19 protein-coding genes are annotated in these 16,542 nt (G+C 45.9%); 6 read left to right on the forward strand and 13 right to left on the reverse strand.

The annotated features are described in order from the left end of the window. Positions 1 to 254: 254 nt before the first annotated feature. The 6 genes from MHB43_RS31600 to MHB43_RS31625 all read right to left on the reverse strand — a co-directional run bounded on the left by MHB43_RS31600 (position 255) and on the right by MHB43_RS31625 (position 5,936). Positions 255 to 1,340: a metallophosphoesterase family protein gene (locus MHB43_RS31600; protein WP_405131056.1), complete on the reverse strand. Its 1,086-nt coding sequence runs from the start codon at positions 1,338 to 1,340 to the stop codon at positions 255 to 257. Then, the gene (locus tag MHB43_RS31605) at positions 1,340 to 1,678 is read right to left on the reverse strand and encodes a multidrug efflux SMR transporter (protein ID WP_339180624.1); all 339 of its coding nucleotides are present in this window, start codon (positions 1,676 to 1,678) and stop codon (positions 1,340 to 1,342) included. Before MHB43_RS31605 ends, MHB43_RS31600 begins: the two co-directional genes overlap by 1 nt. After that, positions 1,675 to 2,445, reverse strand: a complete 771-nt coding sequence (locus MHB43_RS31610) for an HAD family hydrolase (protein WP_339180627.1) — start codon at positions 2,443 to 2,445, stop codon at positions 1,675 to 1,677. The genes MHB43_RS31605 and MHB43_RS31610 overlap by 4 nt, the downstream gene beginning before the upstream one ends. A gap of 95 nt (positions 2,446 to 2,540) precedes the next feature. Further along, positions 2,541 to 3,914 (reverse strand): ABC transporter substrate-binding protein, encoded by a 1,374-nt coding sequence (locus tag MHB43_RS31615; protein WP_405131057.1) that lies wholly within the window; start codon positions 3,912 to 3,914, stop codon positions 2,541 to 2,543. A 241-nt stretch (positions 3,915 to 4,155) separates the two neighbouring features. Continuing rightward, positions 4,156 to 5,001, reverse strand: a complete 846-nt coding sequence (locus MHB43_RS31620) for a carbohydrate ABC transporter permease (protein WP_235599520.1) — start codon at positions 4,999 to 5,001, stop codon at positions 4,156 to 4,158. A 59-nt stretch (positions 5,002 to 5,060) separates the two neighbouring features. Next, positions 5,061 to 5,936 (reverse strand): carbohydrate ABC transporter permease, encoded by an 876-nt coding sequence (locus tag MHB43_RS31625; protein ID WP_036671737.1) that lies wholly within the window; start codon positions 5,934 to 5,936, stop codon positions 5,061 to 5,063. A gap of 198 nt (positions 5,937 to 6,134) precedes the next feature. Between MHB43_RS31625 and MHB43_RS31630 the strand changes: the two genes are divergently transcribed. Next, on the forward strand, positions 6,135 to 6,683 hold the full coding sequence (locus MHB43_RS31630; protein ID WP_339180635.1) for a transcriptional regulator: 549 nt from the start codon (positions 6,135 to 6,137) through the stop codon (positions 6,681 to 6,683). Between the two features lie 443 nt (positions 6,684 to 7,126). After that, entirely contained in the window at positions 7,127 to 8,347 is a 1,221-nt protein-coding gene (locus MHB43_RS31635) for a TraB/GumN family protein (protein ID WP_405131058.1), read from the forward strand. Positions 8,348 to 8,414: 67 nt separating this feature from the next. Here MHB43_RS31635 and MHB43_RS31640 read toward each other — a convergent pair whose 3' ends face one another. Continuing rightward, positions 8,415 to 8,948, reverse strand: coding sequence for a hypothetical protein (locus tag MHB43_RS31640; RefSeq protein ID WP_339180641.1), 534 nt, complete (start codon positions 8,946 to 8,948; stop codon positions 8,415 to 8,417). Positions 8,949 to 9,044: 96 nt separating this feature from the next. On the opposite strand from MHB43_RS31640, the gene MHB43_RS31645 reads away from it, so the two are divergent. After that, positions 9,045 to 9,962 carry a phosphatidate cytidylyltransferase gene (locus MHB43_RS31645; RefSeq protein WP_076213755.1) on the forward strand — a complete coding sequence of 306 codons (918 nt, stop codon included), beginning with the start codon at positions 9,045 to 9,047 and terminating at the stop codon, positions 9,960 to 9,962. A gap of 112 nt (positions 9,963 to 10,074) precedes the next feature. Here MHB43_RS31645 and MHB43_RS31650 read toward each other — a convergent pair whose 3' ends face one another. Beyond that, entirely contained in the window at positions 10,075 to 10,647 is a 573-nt protein-coding gene (locus MHB43_RS31650; RefSeq protein WP_339298589.1) for a hypothetical protein, read from the reverse strand. A gap of 177 nt (positions 10,648 to 10,824) precedes the next feature. After that, positions 10,825 to 11,202, reverse strand: a complete 378-nt coding sequence (locus tag MHB43_RS31655; RefSeq protein ID WP_221820068.1) for a LysM peptidoglycan-binding domain-containing protein — start codon at positions 11,200 to 11,202, stop codon at positions 10,825 to 10,827. Positions 11,203 to 11,506: 304 nt separating this feature from the next. Here MHB43_RS31655 and MHB43_RS31660 point away from each other — a divergent pair, with 304 nt between their 5' ends. The 3 genes from MHB43_RS31660 (at position 11,507) to MHB43_RS31670 (ending at position 13,987) form a co-directional block, all read left to right on the forward strand. Beyond that, positions 11,507 to 12,559: a trifunctional transcriptional activator/DNA repair protein Ada/methylated-DNA--[protein]-cysteine S-methyltransferase gene (locus MHB43_RS31660; protein ID WP_339180647.1), complete on the forward strand. Its 1,053-nt coding sequence runs from the start codon at positions 11,507 to 11,509 to the stop codon at positions 12,557 to 12,559. Positions 12,560 to 12,644: 85 nt separating this feature from the next. Continuing rightward, complete coding sequence (locus MHB43_RS31665; RefSeq protein WP_339180650.1) at positions 12,645 to 13,418, forward strand: isocitrate lyase/phosphoenolpyruvate mutase family protein; 774 nt, start codon at positions 12,645 to 12,647, stop codon at positions 13,416 to 13,418. Between the two features lie 50 nt (positions 13,419 to 13,468). After that, positions 13,469 to 13,987 carry a hypothetical protein gene (locus MHB43_RS31670; RefSeq protein ID WP_237178005.1) on the forward strand — a complete coding sequence of 173 codons (519 nt, stop codon included), beginning with the start codon at positions 13,469 to 13,471 and terminating at the stop codon, positions 13,985 to 13,987. 167 nt (positions 13,988 to 14,154) lie between these two features. Here MHB43_RS31670 and MHB43_RS31675 read toward each other — a convergent pair whose 3' ends face one another. The 4 genes from MHB43_RS31675 to MHB43_RS31690 all read right to left on the reverse strand — a co-directional run bounded on the left by MHB43_RS31675 (position 14,155) and on the right by MHB43_RS31690 (position 16,372). Next, positions 14,155 to 14,853 carry a hypothetical protein gene (locus MHB43_RS31675; RefSeq protein WP_339180657.1) on the reverse strand — a complete coding sequence of 233 codons (699 nt, stop codon included), beginning with the start codon at positions 14,851 to 14,853 and terminating at the stop codon, positions 14,155 to 14,157. Further along, the gene (locus tag MHB43_RS31680) at positions 14,850 to 15,725 is read right to left on the reverse strand and encodes an ABC transporter ATP-binding protein (RefSeq protein ID WP_339180660.1); all 876 of its coding nucleotides are present in this window, start codon (positions 15,723 to 15,725) and stop codon (positions 14,850 to 14,852) included. Before MHB43_RS31680 ends, MHB43_RS31675 begins: the two co-directional genes overlap by 4 nt. After that, positions 15,722 to 16,102, reverse strand: coding sequence for a GntR family transcriptional regulator (locus MHB43_RS31685; RefSeq protein WP_036611682.1), 381 nt, complete (start codon positions 16,100 to 16,102; stop codon positions 15,722 to 15,724). The genes MHB43_RS31680 and MHB43_RS31685 overlap by 4 nt, the downstream gene beginning before the upstream one ends. 99 nt (positions 16,103 to 16,201) lie before the next feature. Beyond that, complete coding sequence (locus MHB43_RS31690; protein WP_017691550.1) at positions 16,202 to 16,372, reverse strand: aspartyl-phosphate phosphatase Spo0E family protein; 171 nt, start codon at positions 16,370 to 16,372, stop codon at positions 16,202 to 16,204. Positions 16,373 to 16,542 lie beyond the last annotated feature (170 nt).

Genomic DNA, 16,542 nt, shown 5'->3' on the forward strand with positions numbered 1-16,542 from the left:
CTCCGTAAATAGGTTAAATTAACGAGTACGTGCATACCATGTGTACTTATTTGAGTATAGTTTGTAGTCATACCCATTTACAACTTTACCCAACTCTAGCCTCCCCTGCTACGTTTCACGTGGAACTTTATGGGGTGGATGATCTGATACACATCGAGTGATGGACACCAAAAAGGCCATCCTTAGAGCAATATCATCAAGTCTTAATGACATTGACCCTTAGCATGACCCTTTCCCGTCGACTATCCGAATAACTAACCTTCTACTGGATAACGCACCGTAAACTCAGCACCTTCAATCCATTCGCCCGTAACAAAGTTCCGTCCCTTCACAACGACTCGATCCTTATAAATCTCCACATGAAGTCCTTCACTGCCCTCCAGATGCTCATCCTGATCCGTCCAGAGATAACCTACAGACGACGCATTGAACATGGTTGGCATCTGGCCAGCACCATTATACATCGTATGCTGCGCCTCTAACTGCCAATGGGTATGACCTGAGAAGAGAATCGTTTGCGGATATTTGGCGAGAACAGTCTTGAGTTCAGCATCCTGATTCACCCCATACCATCCCTGTTCCTTCAACGACCCAGCTACCGTATCTATAAGCGGCTGGTGCAAGAACAGGAAGATGGGATGATCTGACGTTGCACGTTCAGACAATTTCGCATCCAGCCACTTCAACTGTTCAGCCGACATATCACAATCCTTCGGATGAGGTTGCTCAGTGCCCAGGAAAATATAATGATACCCGTCGATCCAGTGATCGTGGTAGGAACCCTTCATGCCGGTTGTCGCTTCAAAATCACTCAATCGACGTTGCCATAACCCGGCGACTGTGATGGATTGAGCTTCCTCTGACATATCCTGACCCTCCTGCTCCGAAGGTGCGGCAGACAACGTATAAGTTCCACCTGATAACTGCTCAATCAGTGCAGCTGATTCAGCAGCGGTTTGTTTTTGAACCAGCTCCATTTCTGCCTCTTGTTCCAATAACTCAGCTACATCATCCTCTTTCATCTCAAGCAAAACGATCGGCGGATCTTGCCATACCACGGCTCCAATATCATGATTACCTACCGTGTACCGGATATCGGGCAAGTGCTCCGCATGTTGCTTCCATATACGTTGCAACTCACGGTACTCGCTCGGCAGACCTCGATCTGTCACATCGCCCACATGCATAATCCCACTGCTACCCTGACTATACGTGGCCATATCAGCAAGTGCCAGATCAAAATGTCGGTTATGAATGTGGTCTGCCTCATCCCGTACATGCGTATCTGTAATGACTTGGAAGGTAGCAAGAGGTTGCTCCGGTGTATGTTCATTTCCCATCAGGAATCACTCCATTTCAGTCCAATAATGCCAATCAGAATAAAACCGATCCAGACCATCGACGTGAGCCGCAGACGTTCACCAAAATAGTAATGCCCCACGACGCCAATAAGCGTAATGCCCACGCCAGACCAGATCGCATATGCCACAGCCAGCGGCATAGACTTCACTGCAAAGTTGAGAAAGGTAAAGCTTGCGCCATAACAGACAAACATCAACACCGAAGGCCATAACCGCGAGAATCCATCCGATACTTTCAGCAAAATGGTAGCGCTAAGCTCCAGCACGATGGCCATTGCCAGTAGTACCCAGCCCAAGTAAGCATGACTGTTCGTCATTGGACGAACCCACCATTCATTAATTCATGGAACGATTGAATCGTCCTATCCGCCAAGCGGATTTTTCCCGGTTCTCCAATGCCAATCCTGTACCCCGCACCAGCGGTTCGTGCCATCTCCATGTCTCCGTCCGTATCTCCAATGACCACCGTATGCTGCACAGATACACCCAACCGTTTACAGGCAAGCAGTAGCATATCGGGAAAAGGTTTGCCCCGCTCCACCAGATCCGTACCAATCACCACGTCAAAAAAGGAATCCAGTCCCATCCACTGCAAATGTTTAACCGCACTTGGTGTATCATCTGCCGTTACTACGCCCATAACGATACCTTCGCTACGGCACTGTTCAAGGAATTCACGAACGCCCGGTAACGGATGTGCCGGACGATGCTTTTCCATCTCTTCCTCCGCTCGCGCCAAGCATCCCCGAACCATAATCTTGGCTTCCGCCCAGCTGAGACCCGCACGATATCCATGCCACGTCAGCACGGCATACACTTCATCCATGGTTCCCATCGCAAGCGGCCCTCGCACGTCATACCCATTCATTCGGCCTTGTTCATCGTGGAATGTACCCCAGATCTGCGGAAGTTCATCTGTGTTGATACGCAGTCCTCGGATTGCCAACTGATCTCTGAAGTCGTTCAATACACAATCGGTCCAGAATCCCCACATACCTGTAAAATCAAGCAATGTCCCGTCCTTGTCAAACAAAACGGCTTCAATCGGATTTGGTAATCTGTCCACATATATTTCATCTTGCATTGGTTAAACTCCTTGTCTGCGATCTTGTATAAACGGAAAGGACGGTACAGCATGTACCGCCCTTATCGCGTGAGTCAATTGCCTGTATACGTTTCTTATTTCGTTACACGATCTAATTCCTTCTGCGCTTTCTCTTTCGCTTCCTTCAGCGCTTGTTCCGCTGGCATATTATTGATCTGCACCTGATCAGCTGCATCTTTCAATGCATCATTGATCTTGCCACCCGTTGGATCCTGGAATGGAGCCGAAGCGTGAGCTGCCTGTTGCAGTGGTACAGTGATCTGTGGATTTTCCTCACTGAATTTCATGAACTCTGGATCTTGTTGAGCCGATTGACGAACTGCAATATATCCGGTGTTCATGGACCATGAAGCTGTGTTCGAAGTCTCAGAGAAATACGTAAGCCACTTGTACGCTGCCTGTTGTTGTTCTGGCGTTGCTGCTGACGGAATACCTGCCGATATAGCACTTGCTACCGGTTTTCCTTCACCAACGCCTTCCCAGCCTGGTTGTTGCATTGCAGCGACTATGCTAAAGTCCAAGTCGCCTTGGTCACCACTAGATCCCGTGTAACCCGCTGCTTTATTCTTCATCACATCATCAATCGTTTTGTACCAGTACTCCCAGCCCTGACCTCCATAATGAATGCCCATAATCTTGTCTTCGTTAATCCACTTACGGAACAACTCCCATGTCTCGATCCATTCCGGGGAGTCAATCATGACGGTTTTGCCATCGTCGCTAAGAATCTGTCCGCCCTTACCCAGCACAGCATCAATCATATTGTCTCTACCCCACATCGGTTCCCAACCGTAGAAGGTGGTCTTGCCATTCTCTTGCTTGCTCATCTTCGCTGCTGCCTCAGCCAGCTTCTCCCATGTTGTCAGACTCGCTGGGTCGATTCCGTTCTCCTTGAACGTATCCATGCGGTAATACATGATCTGGGTTGTACCGTACATTGGCAAAAAGTATTGCTTTCCATCCACCTGTCCCTGGTTCAGGAATGTCTGAATGAAATCGTCTTTCTTAAAATTTGGATCAGCGGCACTCATCTCATCCATGGGTACATAATATCCTTTGCGTGCCCAGTCTATATTGGAGCTGAGTACAGCAGCTGGAACCTTCTTGGAAGCAATTGCTGCTTGCAGCTTCTGTTCCGTTTCCGTGTAATCTGCTTGTACAATCCCTTTTACAACGACTTCGTTCTGGGAGGCGTTGAACGCATCAATCGTCTTTTTCATGTTATCGCCCAGATTACCACCCAGACCATACCAGAACTCAATCTCCACCGGATCTTTCGCCTGAGCTTCGGTTCCACTGGCAGTAGCCGTCGTACCTGATTCTACGGGTGCTTGTGTTCCACAAGCGGTTAGCAGTGCAAAGCTGGTCGCGAGTACCAGCGACATGCCCCCCTTCCAGTTCAACCTCAATCTCTTTTTCCATGTCATGCTTGCCTGACTCCAATTCATTGTTGTTCCTCCCGTTTTAGGTGAAATGGTAGTTTGCATAAAATGAACTAAACAATATTTACACTAGCCACTCCAATGACAGAACAACCTTCCGATCGCTGTTATCCCCAGATTTTATTGATTCCTTTTTATAAAGGTAAAATCCGGGGATAAAGGCGAGCGCTTCGCTTCTTCAGATTATTTCTGTCCTCTCCGTTTTGTGTAAATGTTTATTTCAATTTATATAGTAAGGTAGTTAATCTCAGTTCTTGTTCACACCAGCCGTAATATTCACGCTCTGCATGATCGTCTTCTGGGTGAACAGGAAGAGAATAAGTAGGGGTGCGATGGTGAAGGCACTCGCAGCCATAATCTGTGGCCAAGCCAGTCCATATGCTCCGCCTTCTACAAAGAAGCTGCGCAGACCCGCTGATACCAGCTGTAAATCAGGGTCTTTGGTGATGAGCATAGGCCAGAAATAGTTGTTGTACTGTTCAATGAACGTAATCAGAACCATCACAGCGAAGCTTGAGCGTACAAGCGGTGTGATAATCGTCCAGAGAATCCGAAAATGAGAAGCACCGTCCAGCTGTCCGGCTTCCACCAATTCATGAGATACCTGCATGAACGCCTGCCGGATCAGAAAGATCGAGAACACGCTGACACAGTTGGATACAATTAAGCCTGTGTAGGAATCCAGCAAGTTAAGCTCACTAAGCACCAGGTAACTAGGCAGATACACGGCCGTACTCGGTATCATATAACCCACCAGAATCAGGGATGTCAGTACACCTTTGAGACGGAATTTCATATGTGTCAGGGCGTACGCCATCATACTGGAGTTGACGATCTGAAATAGACAGATGGCTAAGGCCACCCCGGTACTGTTCAGGATGTAACGGGCAAATGGTGCCGCATTCCAGGCATCCACGTAGTTGCTCCACAGGAACGTCTCTGGCCAGAAGGTCGGCGGAAACTGCCAGATCTCATCATTGGTTTTAAACCCGCTAATGACCATCCAATAGAAGGGAAAGGCTGTACCCAGCGCAATAACGGCTAACAGAAGGTAGCGGATTAATTTACTTATTTTAAAATTCGGTTGTGACACATTCTGCAACTCCTTGCGCTTCATCCGTTTAGACTTTTTGGTAGGCAATGTCATTGTCATTAGTAGTGCACCAGACGTCTGCCAAGCAGGAAGGATACTCCCGACAGCAACACGCAGATCAGAATAATCACAACGGCGATGGACGAAGCTTCACCTACGTTAAAGGATTCGAAGGCAGACTGGTAATACATATACAGCAACGTTCTCGTTGATCCCGCTGGTCCACCCTGCGTCATGACATTAATCTGGTCATAGGCTTGCAAGGACTGGATAGTAAGAATAATCGAGAGAAAAAATGTCGTTGGTGAGATCAGCGGCAGTGTGATACTTCTGAACTTGTCCCAACCGTTGGCTCCATCGATTGAAGCTGCTTCGAGCAGATCGGACGGTAGATTTCGTAGCGCAACGAGATAAAATACCATCGCCCACCCGATCGACTTCCAGAGTGTGACGATCAGAACGGCAACCAGTGCCCAGTCCGCGTCACGCAACCATCCGATCGGAGATACGCCAACCCAGCCCAGCATCAGATTAGCGAGTCCCACTTCGGGTTCAAAGATCCAGGACCACGCAATGGACACCGCAACTGTCGGGGTGACCCAAGGTGAGAAGAGTAATGTCCGGAAGATGCCTGATGATTTGATCTTGCTATTCATGAGCATCGCAAGTGCCAATCCGCCCACAATGGTTGGGATTACACTTCCAAGTCCGAATAACAAGGTTACTTTCAATGAACGATAGAATTCAGAGTTTGTCAGCAGATAACTGTAATTGTCCAAACCAACGAACAGCTTATCCGGGCTCATGAAGTCCCAATCGGTGAAACTGAGATAAACGATATATCCCAGAGGTCCCAGCCAGAAGATCAGCAATGGGATTAGAGCTGGCAGCGTGAATAGAACCGCCTCAGACTCCCTCCATAGTTTTAAACGCAAATCCCCCACTCCTTACTGTCCAATTTTTCTTTAATGATTGGGAATTTTTGAGTATAATCCGCTTTATATTTATTCTGTACAAAATTGATTGTACACTCGTATTGAAAATTCTAATTCCGGCTTATGTTAAAATTGGAGCAAGTCATGTAAAATATGAGGCAGCTAGTGGGAACGCTATCATAAACCAGAGGTGACATTGTGGGAAAAGAAACCGCCGGGAACTCGAATCATTCTTCGTTACCTGATCGGCATGCGCTGAGGGAGAGAGTTATTGAGGCCATCGCCAATACGATGGATCTGTATGGGGTTAATCATACGTTTGGCAAATTGTACGGCATCATGTATTTTGAGGATCGACCGATGACACTTGAAGAAATGAAGAATTCAATGAATATGAGCAAGAGCAACATGAGCTACGCGGTTCGTTCGCTTACAGAATCACAGATGATCTATAAGCTGGAGGAAAAGAAGGAGCGTCAGGATCAGTATCTGGCTGAGACCGATTTCTATCGTACATTTCAGAACTTCTTCGGTTCCAAGCTGCAACGGGAAGTGGATGTGATGTTAGAAGGCATCCGTGAGGTCATTCCGGATCTGTCGTCCATAATCCTCTCTGAGCATACCTCTTCCGAAGATCGGGATGCCGCACTGCGGGATCTGCACAAACTTCAACATGCAGAGCAGTATTACGTGTGGCTTCAGGGGTTCGTGGATCAGTTGCGGGATGGTAGATTTCAACAATCGTGAAACCTAACTAAGAGGGCTCCTTCTCAGCTGATATCCATGATATCCTCAAAAAGCAGCGCGCGATTATAGATGGACTCGTTCAATATTACGCGCTGCTTCAAACCAAAATGATGCGAATATTTTTTTCAGCTGGTCATCCGCAGTCTGGAAATCAAGTTAGGAAGTAAGTTAGAGATGTTTCGTGCTACATATATAGGTGCTTTATCAGATATAAATACAATTGTAAATATCCAAGAAAGGATGTTTATTCAAATAGGATTATTAACGTAAAATCATAACAATGAACGGTATCTAAACATATTGAGAGTTATAGCAATACAAAACACCCACCCTTCCCTTAATACTCGTATCGCAGTAATAAAAGAAACTTTCAACTTAGCTCTGAGACAGGGAAGCAGAACGGTTTGCAAGTGTTGAATTCACTCATATTAGGAGGTTTTTACTTGAAAAATTGGAAACGTCTTTTCTTGTCTCTTACCATTTCAGCAGGTTTACTCGCATCCGCAGTACCCGCCATAGCCGCTCCGCAACAGACGTCAGTGAAGGTAAATGATGAACTCGTTGCATACGCTGTAGGAGCACCTGTTAATGATAAGGGGATAACTCTTGTCCCGTTGCGCTCTACGCTGGACGCCATGGATGTGAAGTTGACTACAGCTTCAGATGATACCATTACCGCCATTGTTGACGGCAAAACGATTACTCTCCAAAGTAAGCTTACGCGTATCAATGGCGTAACATATGCTCCGATTCGCATCGTAGGGGATGCAACAGGCTACGAAGTTCGCTGGGATCACACAACTTGCACGGTTTTCCTGGTATCCAAGGGAGAGGCGAAAGAAGCATTCCCAACGGGTGGCGAAGGCTTCATGTGGGAAGTCGAAAGCAATGGCAATACAGTATATCTGGTAGGATCGATTCATATCGCGAATGACAACCTCTACCCGTTGCGCAAAGAATTTGAAGAGGCGTTCGCTGAGGCTGATTATCTTGGAGTAGAAATTGATATGAGTAAAGCAGCCGATGCAGCACAACAACAGCTGGTACTCAGTAAGGGTACATACCAAGATGGAACAACTCTAAAGGAACACATTTCCAGCGAGACTTATGGCAAATTGGAAGAAATTCTGAAGAAAAATGGGGCAGCACCCAGTGCTTTGGACGCATACAAGCCATGGGTCGTTGAGAGCACACTTGCCAGCCTAAAGTCGGCGAAAGTTGGATATACAGAATCTGCGGGAGTGGATCTATATTTCATCCAGAAGGCCATCGAACAGAAGCTACCGATCATTGAGCTGGAATCCTATGAATCCCAGCTTAGTATGCTGGATGGTTTCTCCAAAGAACTACAGGAAAGCTCACTGAGTGCAACATTGGATAATTTCGATGTATTGGAAAGCAACGTTAGTGGGATAGTCGAAATGTGGAAAACTGGGAGCGACGAGCAGTTGTTAGAGCTGACAAACAGCTTCTCCGAAAATGAAGAATACAATAAGGCGATGCTGATTGATCGTAACATTGACATGGCCAATAAAATTGAAGGATACCTAGAAAACGGGAAAAATGAGGAATACTTCATCGTAGTTGGTGCAGCGCACTATTTGGGTGACCACGGAATTGTAAAACTACTGCAAGATAAAGGATACACTCTGACACGAAAATAAATTTCATGAAAATGCAAGTGTACGCAAACAGCCTGTCGCCCGGTATATCCGAGTCACAGGCTGTTTATCATGTGTACTCACTCAACTTCCCTTCATAGACTAGCTGCAACCGTTCACTCTGGCGAAAATCATCCGGTGTCACCAGCGCAGGCAGCTTATTCCACAATTTGATTCCCGAACGCTGTAGAATCTCAGCTACAAATTGGGAGCAGAAGTAGGAGTTGCTGAACTCCACCGGTTCCTTGAGTGTAATGCCAATCACGCCGAGCAGATTGTACATATATTTCTGGCGGCTGCGGATGAAGATGTGCAGCACACGTTTCATCTTTTCCACTTCACGATCCGTCACCTGAAGCTTGTATATGACACATGTGGTATTGGGATATTTGCTGTATGTACCTGTCTGAATATCTTCCTTCACAAACCCGCCATTTAGCGGATTGCTCGGATGTTTGCGTCCGAAGCTGTACAGCTCGGTTAACTCCCGGTCAAACGAGATCGATGCGTGATTATATGGCGCTCGGGTATAACTCTGAATAACCTTGGTAAACAGCGTTCCTGTATTCGTAAGCAGGATATAGATGGAGCGTTCATCTGTCATAGCAAAATTTCCCCTTATCAAGTCGGTACTATTCCTTCATAATAACATAGGTACCCTATAATGGAATCTTACTTTGAATAAGCAGGTGATCAGTACGTGAGCAGTTCACTCTTTACACTAACGTTAATCTTCACAGCTTTACTTGTGATACATATCGTGTACAAAATTATTGCAAAGCTCCAGCCAAGCAAAGACTATTCAGGCATCGGCCAAAAAATCAAAACTTGGTGGGGTATGTTTGTGATCTTCTGCCTCGCCACCCTTTTCAACCCCATCGTGTCCCTCATCTCCCTCATGGTGCTTGCATTCTTCTCACTCAAAGAATACTTCTCCATGATTCGCAGCACACGCAAAGCCGACCGCAGGCTGTTCCTATGGGCGTATCTGGCGATTCCGGTTCAGTTCTACTGGATCTACATTGGATGGTATGGCATGTTTATCGTGTTTATTCCCCTATATGTGTTCCTAGTGCTGCCCCTGCCACGTTTGATTAACAAAGGTACGGTCGGGTTCCTGCGCAGTGTCAGCTCCACGCAATGGGGACTGATGCTGATGGTGTTTGGACTGAGCCACCTGGCCTATTTTCCTTTTGCCACACCGGAGTACGGGTCCAAGCTGGTGTTGTTCCTAGTCGTGTTAACACAGCTTAATGATGTGGTGCACTATCTGGTCTCTCTCTATCTGGGCAAACGAAAAGTGGTGCCTACCGCCAATCCTTTTGTCACCTGGGAAGGGTTCGCGTGTGCGTTTATTGTAACGACAGCAACGTCTTATTTTATCCATCCCTACCTGACGCCATTTGATTGGAAATTCTCGCTATTCATCGGGGTCTTGATCAGTTTGGCTGGATTCTTCGGCAGTCTGACGGTGTCTGTACTGAAACGCGACCTATTAATTGGAGATGACAACAAGTTCGATTCGCTCAAAAAAAGCTACCTGAGCCGGGTCGACAGCCTGACCTATACCTCGCCGGTTATGTTCCACGTGGTCCGTTATTTCTTTGACTTTATGTAGCAACAGAACGGATAGATCGGCGAGCTTGTAATTATGTATGTCAAAAAAAGCAGCCCAAGTGGCTGCTTTTCCTGTTCAACAGGCTCCAGTCGGAGCTTTAATCATATGCGTGCTACTTCAACGTAATTTCTTTTTCCGACATGATTTCGTTCCCCTCATCATTTGTGAAGACAAATGTGGCTTTGCCCCGCTCACCCTTCATCTCATCCGAATAGATAAAGCCGGAGAATTGTCCATTGCCGCTAAAGTAGAACCCCTCTTCACCATTTCCACCATGTTCAATGGCTTCCTGTAGTGAATTCACAATCGTCACCGTGTTAGACGTCCATCGCATCTCCGTTAGTGTATACCCTTTCGGAACCTGCTTGATTCCAAAATCAAAGCTGTTACCCTCGCTCGGTTTCTCCGACTGGTCAATGACGATATCAATCTGCTCAGACGGTTCAGTGGATTCCGATTGAGCCGTAGGCTTGCCCTCATCACCACTGGCACTACCTTGATCATTGTTATTCTTCGCATCCGCATTCGGAACAGAGTTTTCCCCAGCTTCCTCTACGGGTTGCTTCGATTGCGGATAGGCGTGCTCCTGAACTGATTCTCCACTAGTGCCACAGGCAGTGACTAATAACGAAATACATAGCACAGACATGCAAAGTGCAGATTTCTTTATATTTATTTTCATCATCTAATTCTCCCTTCATCTATCTACAGCACGTATATCCAACATACTACTTACTAATCACTACACCATATCGTCCCACATGAAGCTCCATTATATGTAAATGATTAATAAATTCAGTATGTAACTGCACCTCGATGAGTAAAAAAAGAACTCTGTTCATGACGTCATGCACTGTTTAATTTATCGATCAAACCCAGGCAAGACCAACACTTGTCCAATCTGGATGGCATTATGCTCGATTTTGTTCACTTTCTTGATTGCTTCTACATACACACGAGTGTCCATCTGCTGAGGTTTATATGCCAATGAAATGCCCCACAGTGTATCTCCCTGAGATACAACGATCTGGTCACCCGATAATAATTGCTCATCCCCGGCAAATGCAGTGAATACAGCACTACACCCTATGATTATAATTAGAGTTATAGTGACGATCTTCATTAGCCAAGATGGCGCCTTCACACGCTGCATGAATTGATCTTTAACATACACGGTGCGAGACTCGGACGTTTTGGTATAAACGGACTCATAAATACTTTTGTACGTAGAATATCTCATTCTAGTCGACCTCCAGACTTTCATTCCGCTAATCTTTAATTTCATGTTTACCTATGTATTTTTCCTATAACAATGAATGATCAATAATTCACTTTTTCACTGTATAGGTATCTTTGCCTAAGTATCCCTACCCTGATAGGTCTATACTACCAGTTCACTCTAAACAAATTCTGAACAACCGAATTTCAATGTTATATCCGATTTAATCTATCCAATATTCATGCCTGATTTTCGGCGATGCTTGCTGTAACGTTTTTCTATAATAGGTTATAGATAAAGATTCTAATGAGTAAGGACGTGCCCCATGATTTCTGCTGATCTAAAGGAACAATATTACGAGGCGCTTGTGGCCAAGGATTCGGAATACGAGGGTTTATTCTATGTTGGGGTCCGAACCACGGGTGTGTTCTGTCGTCCCACATGCCCGGCGCGAAAGCCAAAATTCGAAAACTGCGAATTCTATGAGACGGCTCAGCAGGCACTTCTGGCCTCTTATCGCCCTTGCCAGCGCTGTCGTCCGCTCTCTCACCCTAACCAAGTATCCGATGTCGTTCGCATATTAGTGGAAGCTGTGGAGAAAAATCCGGAGAAACGCTGGAAAGAACAGGATTTCAAGGCCCTCTCCATCGACGAATCCACTGCTCGCCGACAATTCAAGAAGCGGTTCGGCATGACCTTTGTAGAATATGCTCGCGCTCGCCGCATGGGACTTGCCCTGAAAAATATTCGCTCCGGACGCACCGTGATTGATAGCCAATTATCTACCGGATATGAATCAAGCAGCGGCTTCCGCGATGCCTTTTCACGGATCATGGGTGCTGCCCCTACACAAGTCGATGAAGGACATATCCTAAAAGCGTCCTGGATTGACACCCGCCTCGGCCCGATGATGGCTATTGCTGATGAGGAGTCGCTATATTTACTGGAATTTGTGGACCGCAGAGGTCTGGAACGCGAAGTTGAGCGTCTGCGCAAACGAACCAAATCAGCGATTGTACCCGGCTCTACACCTCCCATCCAGTCCATTGAGCGTGAACTAAACGAGTACTTTCAAGGTATTCGGACAGCATTCGACACACCGTTGTTCTGTTTAGGAACACCATTCCAAAAGCGTGTGTGGGACGAGTTGCTGGCCATTCCGGCTGGTGAAACGAGGTCTTATCAGGAGATTGCAAATGCACTGGGGAAACCGACTGCTTGCCGAGCTGTGGCACAGGCGAATGGAGCCAATCAGCTTGCGATTGTGATTCCATGCCACCGTGTAATCAATGCCAGTGGTGAGCTGGGCGGATACGGCGGGGGATTAACTCGCAAAAACTGGCTTTTGACTCACGAGAAACAAAAACAGGGTAGCTGAAAAACAGAATGAAGTAATGAAGTAATGAAATACGCATCAAATGTCCAAAGAAATGCATGATATAACAAAGGAGAGTCATCATAATATGAGTACTTTAGAAGAAAAAGCAGCGTTGTTCCAACAATACCATGTGAAAGGAAAACCACTTGTTCTGGTCAATGTGTGGGATGCCGGAAGTGCACAAGCCATTCAATCCGCTGGAGCAACGGCCATTGCTACCGGAAGCTGGTCCGTTGCTGCGGCCCACGGTGAACACGATGGTGAAGCCATGCCATTCCATCTGGTGCTTGCCAATCTTGCAAGGATTACAGCGAGTGCGGATCTACCTGTAACGATCGATATAGAGGGAGGGTATGGGAGGTCTGTGTCAGAAGTGAAGCGAAATATCCTGCAAGTCATCGATCATGGTGCTGTAGGAATCAACATGGAAGATCAACTTCCCGCTGGCTTGGGATTGTACACTGTGGAGGAGCAATGTCCGAGATTGTCCGCCGCCCGGGAAGCTGCGGAGCAAGCAGGCATACCGTTGTTCATTAACGCCCGCACAGATATTTTCCTGCAACATGAACCTGAACACCATAACCACTCCCTCCTGGAGGAAGCACTTATACGTGCGAGTCAATATGCAGATGCAGGAGCCAGTGGTCTGTTTGTACCCGGTTTGCAGGATCACCAACTGATTCAGGAATTATGTGAGCGTTCACCACTGCCAATTAACGTCATGGTTACGTCTCCTGAGCCTTCACCAAAACAGCTTGCCACACTGGGTGTAGCACGTGTAAGCTATGGGCCTTATCCCTATCTGCAAGTTATGGAACACCTGAAAGAACTGGCGAGAAACATTTTATCGGGAAATTAACAGGAGGGCATGTTATAATCACCTCTATTGAACATTTACAGGAGGCAATTATGCTTAACGTGGAACAAAAGCTTGAAGTGTTACAATCGTATCCCCAACTGCAACGCAAAGATGTTTCTCTCGGTCGAGTTAATTTCCACTACGAGGATAGTGCGTATGATAAAAAAATTGTTGCTCTCCATATTCACCCTAACGGAAACGGTTATATCTATGCAGGACTACTGCCTAACTATGAGACCGATGCTAAAGGATTCGTCAATATTCGTGATTACTCCGAAACAGATCTGCGCACATTGTTAGATCAAACGATCCAAGCGATGTCTCACAATCCCAACGCAGCTGAATTCCAAGAGCCAGAACAAGTAAAAGCTGCTGCTCCTGCATTGTCTACAACCTCTACGGGTGGCGGAACGTGGATCGATGAAGATGGACATACGCTGACTTTAAAATACGAAGATGACATGTGGTATGTATATTCCGGTGATAACCTGGATATGGCTTTTGAAACGCGTAGCGAAGCCGGCGAGTACCTCAAAGACGAAGGATTCAAACCGCAGGCTCAGGCTTAACTCATACACATTTCAGTTTGGAATTCCGCACAAAGATTGTTGAATAGGTATATTCAGTGATTTAATATGATACAAAAAAACACGAGGCGTGTTCGCACTCGTGTTTTTCATATTTACAGAAAGTTTCGCTTAGATTCCTTGCCCAGTTCCTTTATAACTGTTTCCTGTCAGTCTTTTTTGGATTTCATGGTAAGCGGCGCATTCTTCATCATCGGGTACGTAGAGAGTAGTAGCGCACCACCAATGAATCCCAGAACGGTGAACAATGTCATGCGATTGATCCCAGCAATCCACAACATAAACTCACCAAGATCGCCCAATGTAATTATCAGCGTAATGACCAAGCCTACCCCAAAGAACATAATGAAGAAGTTACGCATCCCTAAGCGCATCCAACAAACCGTTGGGAAGACAGAGATTCCCAGTACGAGAAAGCCGCACATCAGATCGATCCACAGGTAGGATAAGAAATGATATTCGCTTGAATACAACATGCCCGGTTGATAAAGGGTTACGTCAACAATTCCTTTTCCCTGAAGCAGGTGTATGAGGAAATACGCCACATGCAGAATAACCATGGTGCCTGCAACCATCCATACCGAGTTCATATAGAAGGATTTCATAAATTGAATTCGTGTACTGCCCATACCAATCGCAACCGGAAACAGTGTAATCATTCCCCCGATGGCAAACGCACATATCCCTCCGTACATGGGACCAAACAGTTGCGTAGCATACGAGACATCAAATATGAAGCCAATGGCCAAATATACAACGGTGAGCATTAGAGCGATGGATGAAAATATGGTCAGAAACAAACGCATATCATCGCGAATCAGTCGGTTTGTACCTTTTACTGCGTTCATGGTTTAACCCCCTCTTGATTACGGGTTCTGTTAACCAAATAATCTTGTAATGTCGCTTTCTCAATAGAAAGCCCCTGTGAATGAGCGATATCCTTCCACATTTTCGAGTAGGGCTCATCAATCATCACTTTCACAGTTGATCCCATCTGGGAAGACTCTATAACTTTAGCACCTGCTGTGACTCGGTTGATATCATCAATTCCCCCTGTTAGAAGAATCCCTTTTTCACGCATCTCTTCCATCGGTTGATTTAACAACACCTCTCCGGCTTGCAAAACGATAAGAGACTCACATAAAGGCTGAATCTCCTCAATGTGATGGCTGGATATCAGAATCATACGCGGGTTATCTTCATAACTTTCCAGTAGCGCATTATAGAAGAATTTACGCTTCTCAGCATCGAGCCCATTGGTGGGTTCATCCAGAATGGTTATCTTTGCATTACTGGCAAGACCCAATATAATCTGGGCAGCAGTCTTCATGCCTTTCGAAAATTTAATGATTTTCTTCTTCGCCGGTAGTTCGAACACATCGATTAAACGTTCCGCCAAATCCTGTTTCCACTGCGGATGAAAATATTGTCCCATTTGAACCATATCACTAACTGTCCAGTTTTTCCCCAGGGGATGATTCTCCTGGATGTAACACAGATGCTCTTGGGAAGCCAGATTATTATAGGGGTCTTGACCCATGATCTGAACGGTTCCACTGTCCGGGCGGTTATGCCCTGCCAGTAAACTCATCATGGTTGTTTTCCCCGCTCCATTTCTTCCCCAGATTGCACTAATGATTGGCTCACTCTCATGTAGCGTAACCTGGTTCAGAACGGGCGTCTTCTGGTAGCTGTAGTTGACCTGCTCCATATGAATCATAACTCACTCTCCTTATCCTTCTTGCCGCGAATCAGATCAATGATCATGTCTTCATTCATGTGAATCCGTCTGGCTTCTTCAAGTAAAGGCTTGATGTATTCTTCATAAAAATCTTGTTTCCGTTCAACGAGCAATGCTTCTCTTGCTCCCTTTGCAACAAACATTCCAACACCTCGCTGTTTGTATATAATCCCCTTGTCCACGAGTTCCTGCAGTCCTTTGCGGGCTGTAGCCGGATTGATATTGTAGAAACGTGACAGTTCATTGGTTGAGGGAACCTGTTCTTCCACTTTCAATCTGCCCTCTACAATATCGTCCATAATCATCGTGGCAATCTGATGAAAAATAGGCTGAGATTCATCCAAAGTCGATTTCATGTGCTTCCAACTTTCATACGTATTCATTAGTCAGTTAGTCGGTTAGTTACTCATGTAACTAACTATAGTATACAAAAACTCAAATGTAAATAGGCGAACTTAATTCATCGCTTTTCCTACCTTGGCTCTGTTGTATTGATTAATAAGCCCGTCCAGGACTACGGATTGCTGGATCACTTCCGGATGAAGCAGACTGCCGTATTCCATATGCATGCGATATAACAACTGTCTGGCATCTTCGATCCGTGATATCAAATCCAGGCGATCCATAGTATCCCTCCTTTTTGTCATATTTTAGTGTATTATGCCAATCAAAAGCGCATGTGAGATACGACATACTTATTCTTCCACTTTGATACACAAAAAAAGAACGCTTCTGAATAAATCAGAAGCGCTCTTTACTTTTGTTAAGTTCCAAATCCATGATCAGCCGGTCTCAT

The sequence above is a fragment of the Paenibacillus sp. FSL H8-0317 genome (assembly GCF_045040685.1).
In the GTDB taxonomy this organism is placed as follows: Bacteria; Bacillota; Bacilli; order Paenibacillales; family Paenibacillaceae; genus Paenibacillus.

Excerpts from the sequence above, each read along its gene's own strand:
- MHB43_RS31600 (WP_405131056.1), bottom strand. The coding sequence starts at position 1,340 with ATGGGAAATGAACATACACCGGAGCAACCTCTTGCTACCTTCCAAGTC.
- MHB43_RS31605 (WP_339180624.1), bottom strand. The coding sequence starts at position 1,678 with ATGACGAACAGTCATGCTTACTTGGGCTGGGTACTACTGGCAATGGCC.
- MHB43_RS31610 (WP_339180627.1), bottom strand. The coding sequence starts at position 2,445 with ATGCAAGATGAAATATATGTGGACAGATTACCAAATCCGATTGAAGCC.
- MHB43_RS31615 (WP_405131057.1), bottom strand. The coding sequence starts at position 3,914 with ATGAATTGGAGTCAGGCAAGCATGACATGGAAAAAGAGATTGAGGTTG.
- MHB43_RS31640 (WP_339180641.1), bottom strand. The coding sequence starts at position 8,948 with ATGACAGATGAACGCTCCATCTATATCCTGCTTACGAATACAGGAACG.
- MHB43_RS31650 (WP_339298589.1), bottom strand. The coding sequence starts at position 10,647 with ATGATGAAAATAAATATAAAGAAATCTGCACTTTGCATGTCTGTGCTA.
- MHB43_RS31655 (WP_221820068.1), bottom strand. The coding sequence starts at position 11,202 with ATGAGATATTCTACGTACAAAAGTATTTATGAGTCCGTTTATACCAAA.
- MHB43_RS31660 (WP_339180647.1), top strand. The coding sequence starts at position 11,507 with ATGATTTCTGCTGATCTAAAGGAACAATATTACGAGGCGCTTGTGGCC.
- MHB43_RS31665 (WP_339180650.1), top strand. The coding sequence starts at position 12,645 with ATGAGTACTTTAGAAGAAAAAGCAGCGTTGTTCCAACAATACCATGTG.
- MHB43_RS31670 (WP_237178005.1), top strand. The coding sequence starts at position 13,469 with ATGCTTAACGTGGAACAAAAGCTTGAAGTGTTACAATCGTATCCCCAA.
- MHB43_RS31675 (WP_339180657.1), bottom strand. The coding sequence starts at position 14,853 with ATGAACGCAGTAAAAGGTACAAACCGACTGATTCGCGATGATATGCGT.
- MHB43_RS31680 (WP_339180660.1), bottom strand. The coding sequence starts at position 15,725 with ATGATTCATATGGAGCAGGTCAACTACAGCTACCAGAAGACGCCCGTT.
- MHB43_RS31685 (WP_036611682.1), bottom strand. The coding sequence starts at position 16,102 with ATGAAATCGACTTTGGATGAATCTCAGCCTATTTTTCATCAGATTGCC.
- MHB43_RS31690 (WP_017691550.1), bottom strand. The coding sequence starts at position 16,372 with ATGGATCGCCTGGATTTGATATCACGGATCGAAGATGCCAGACAGTTG.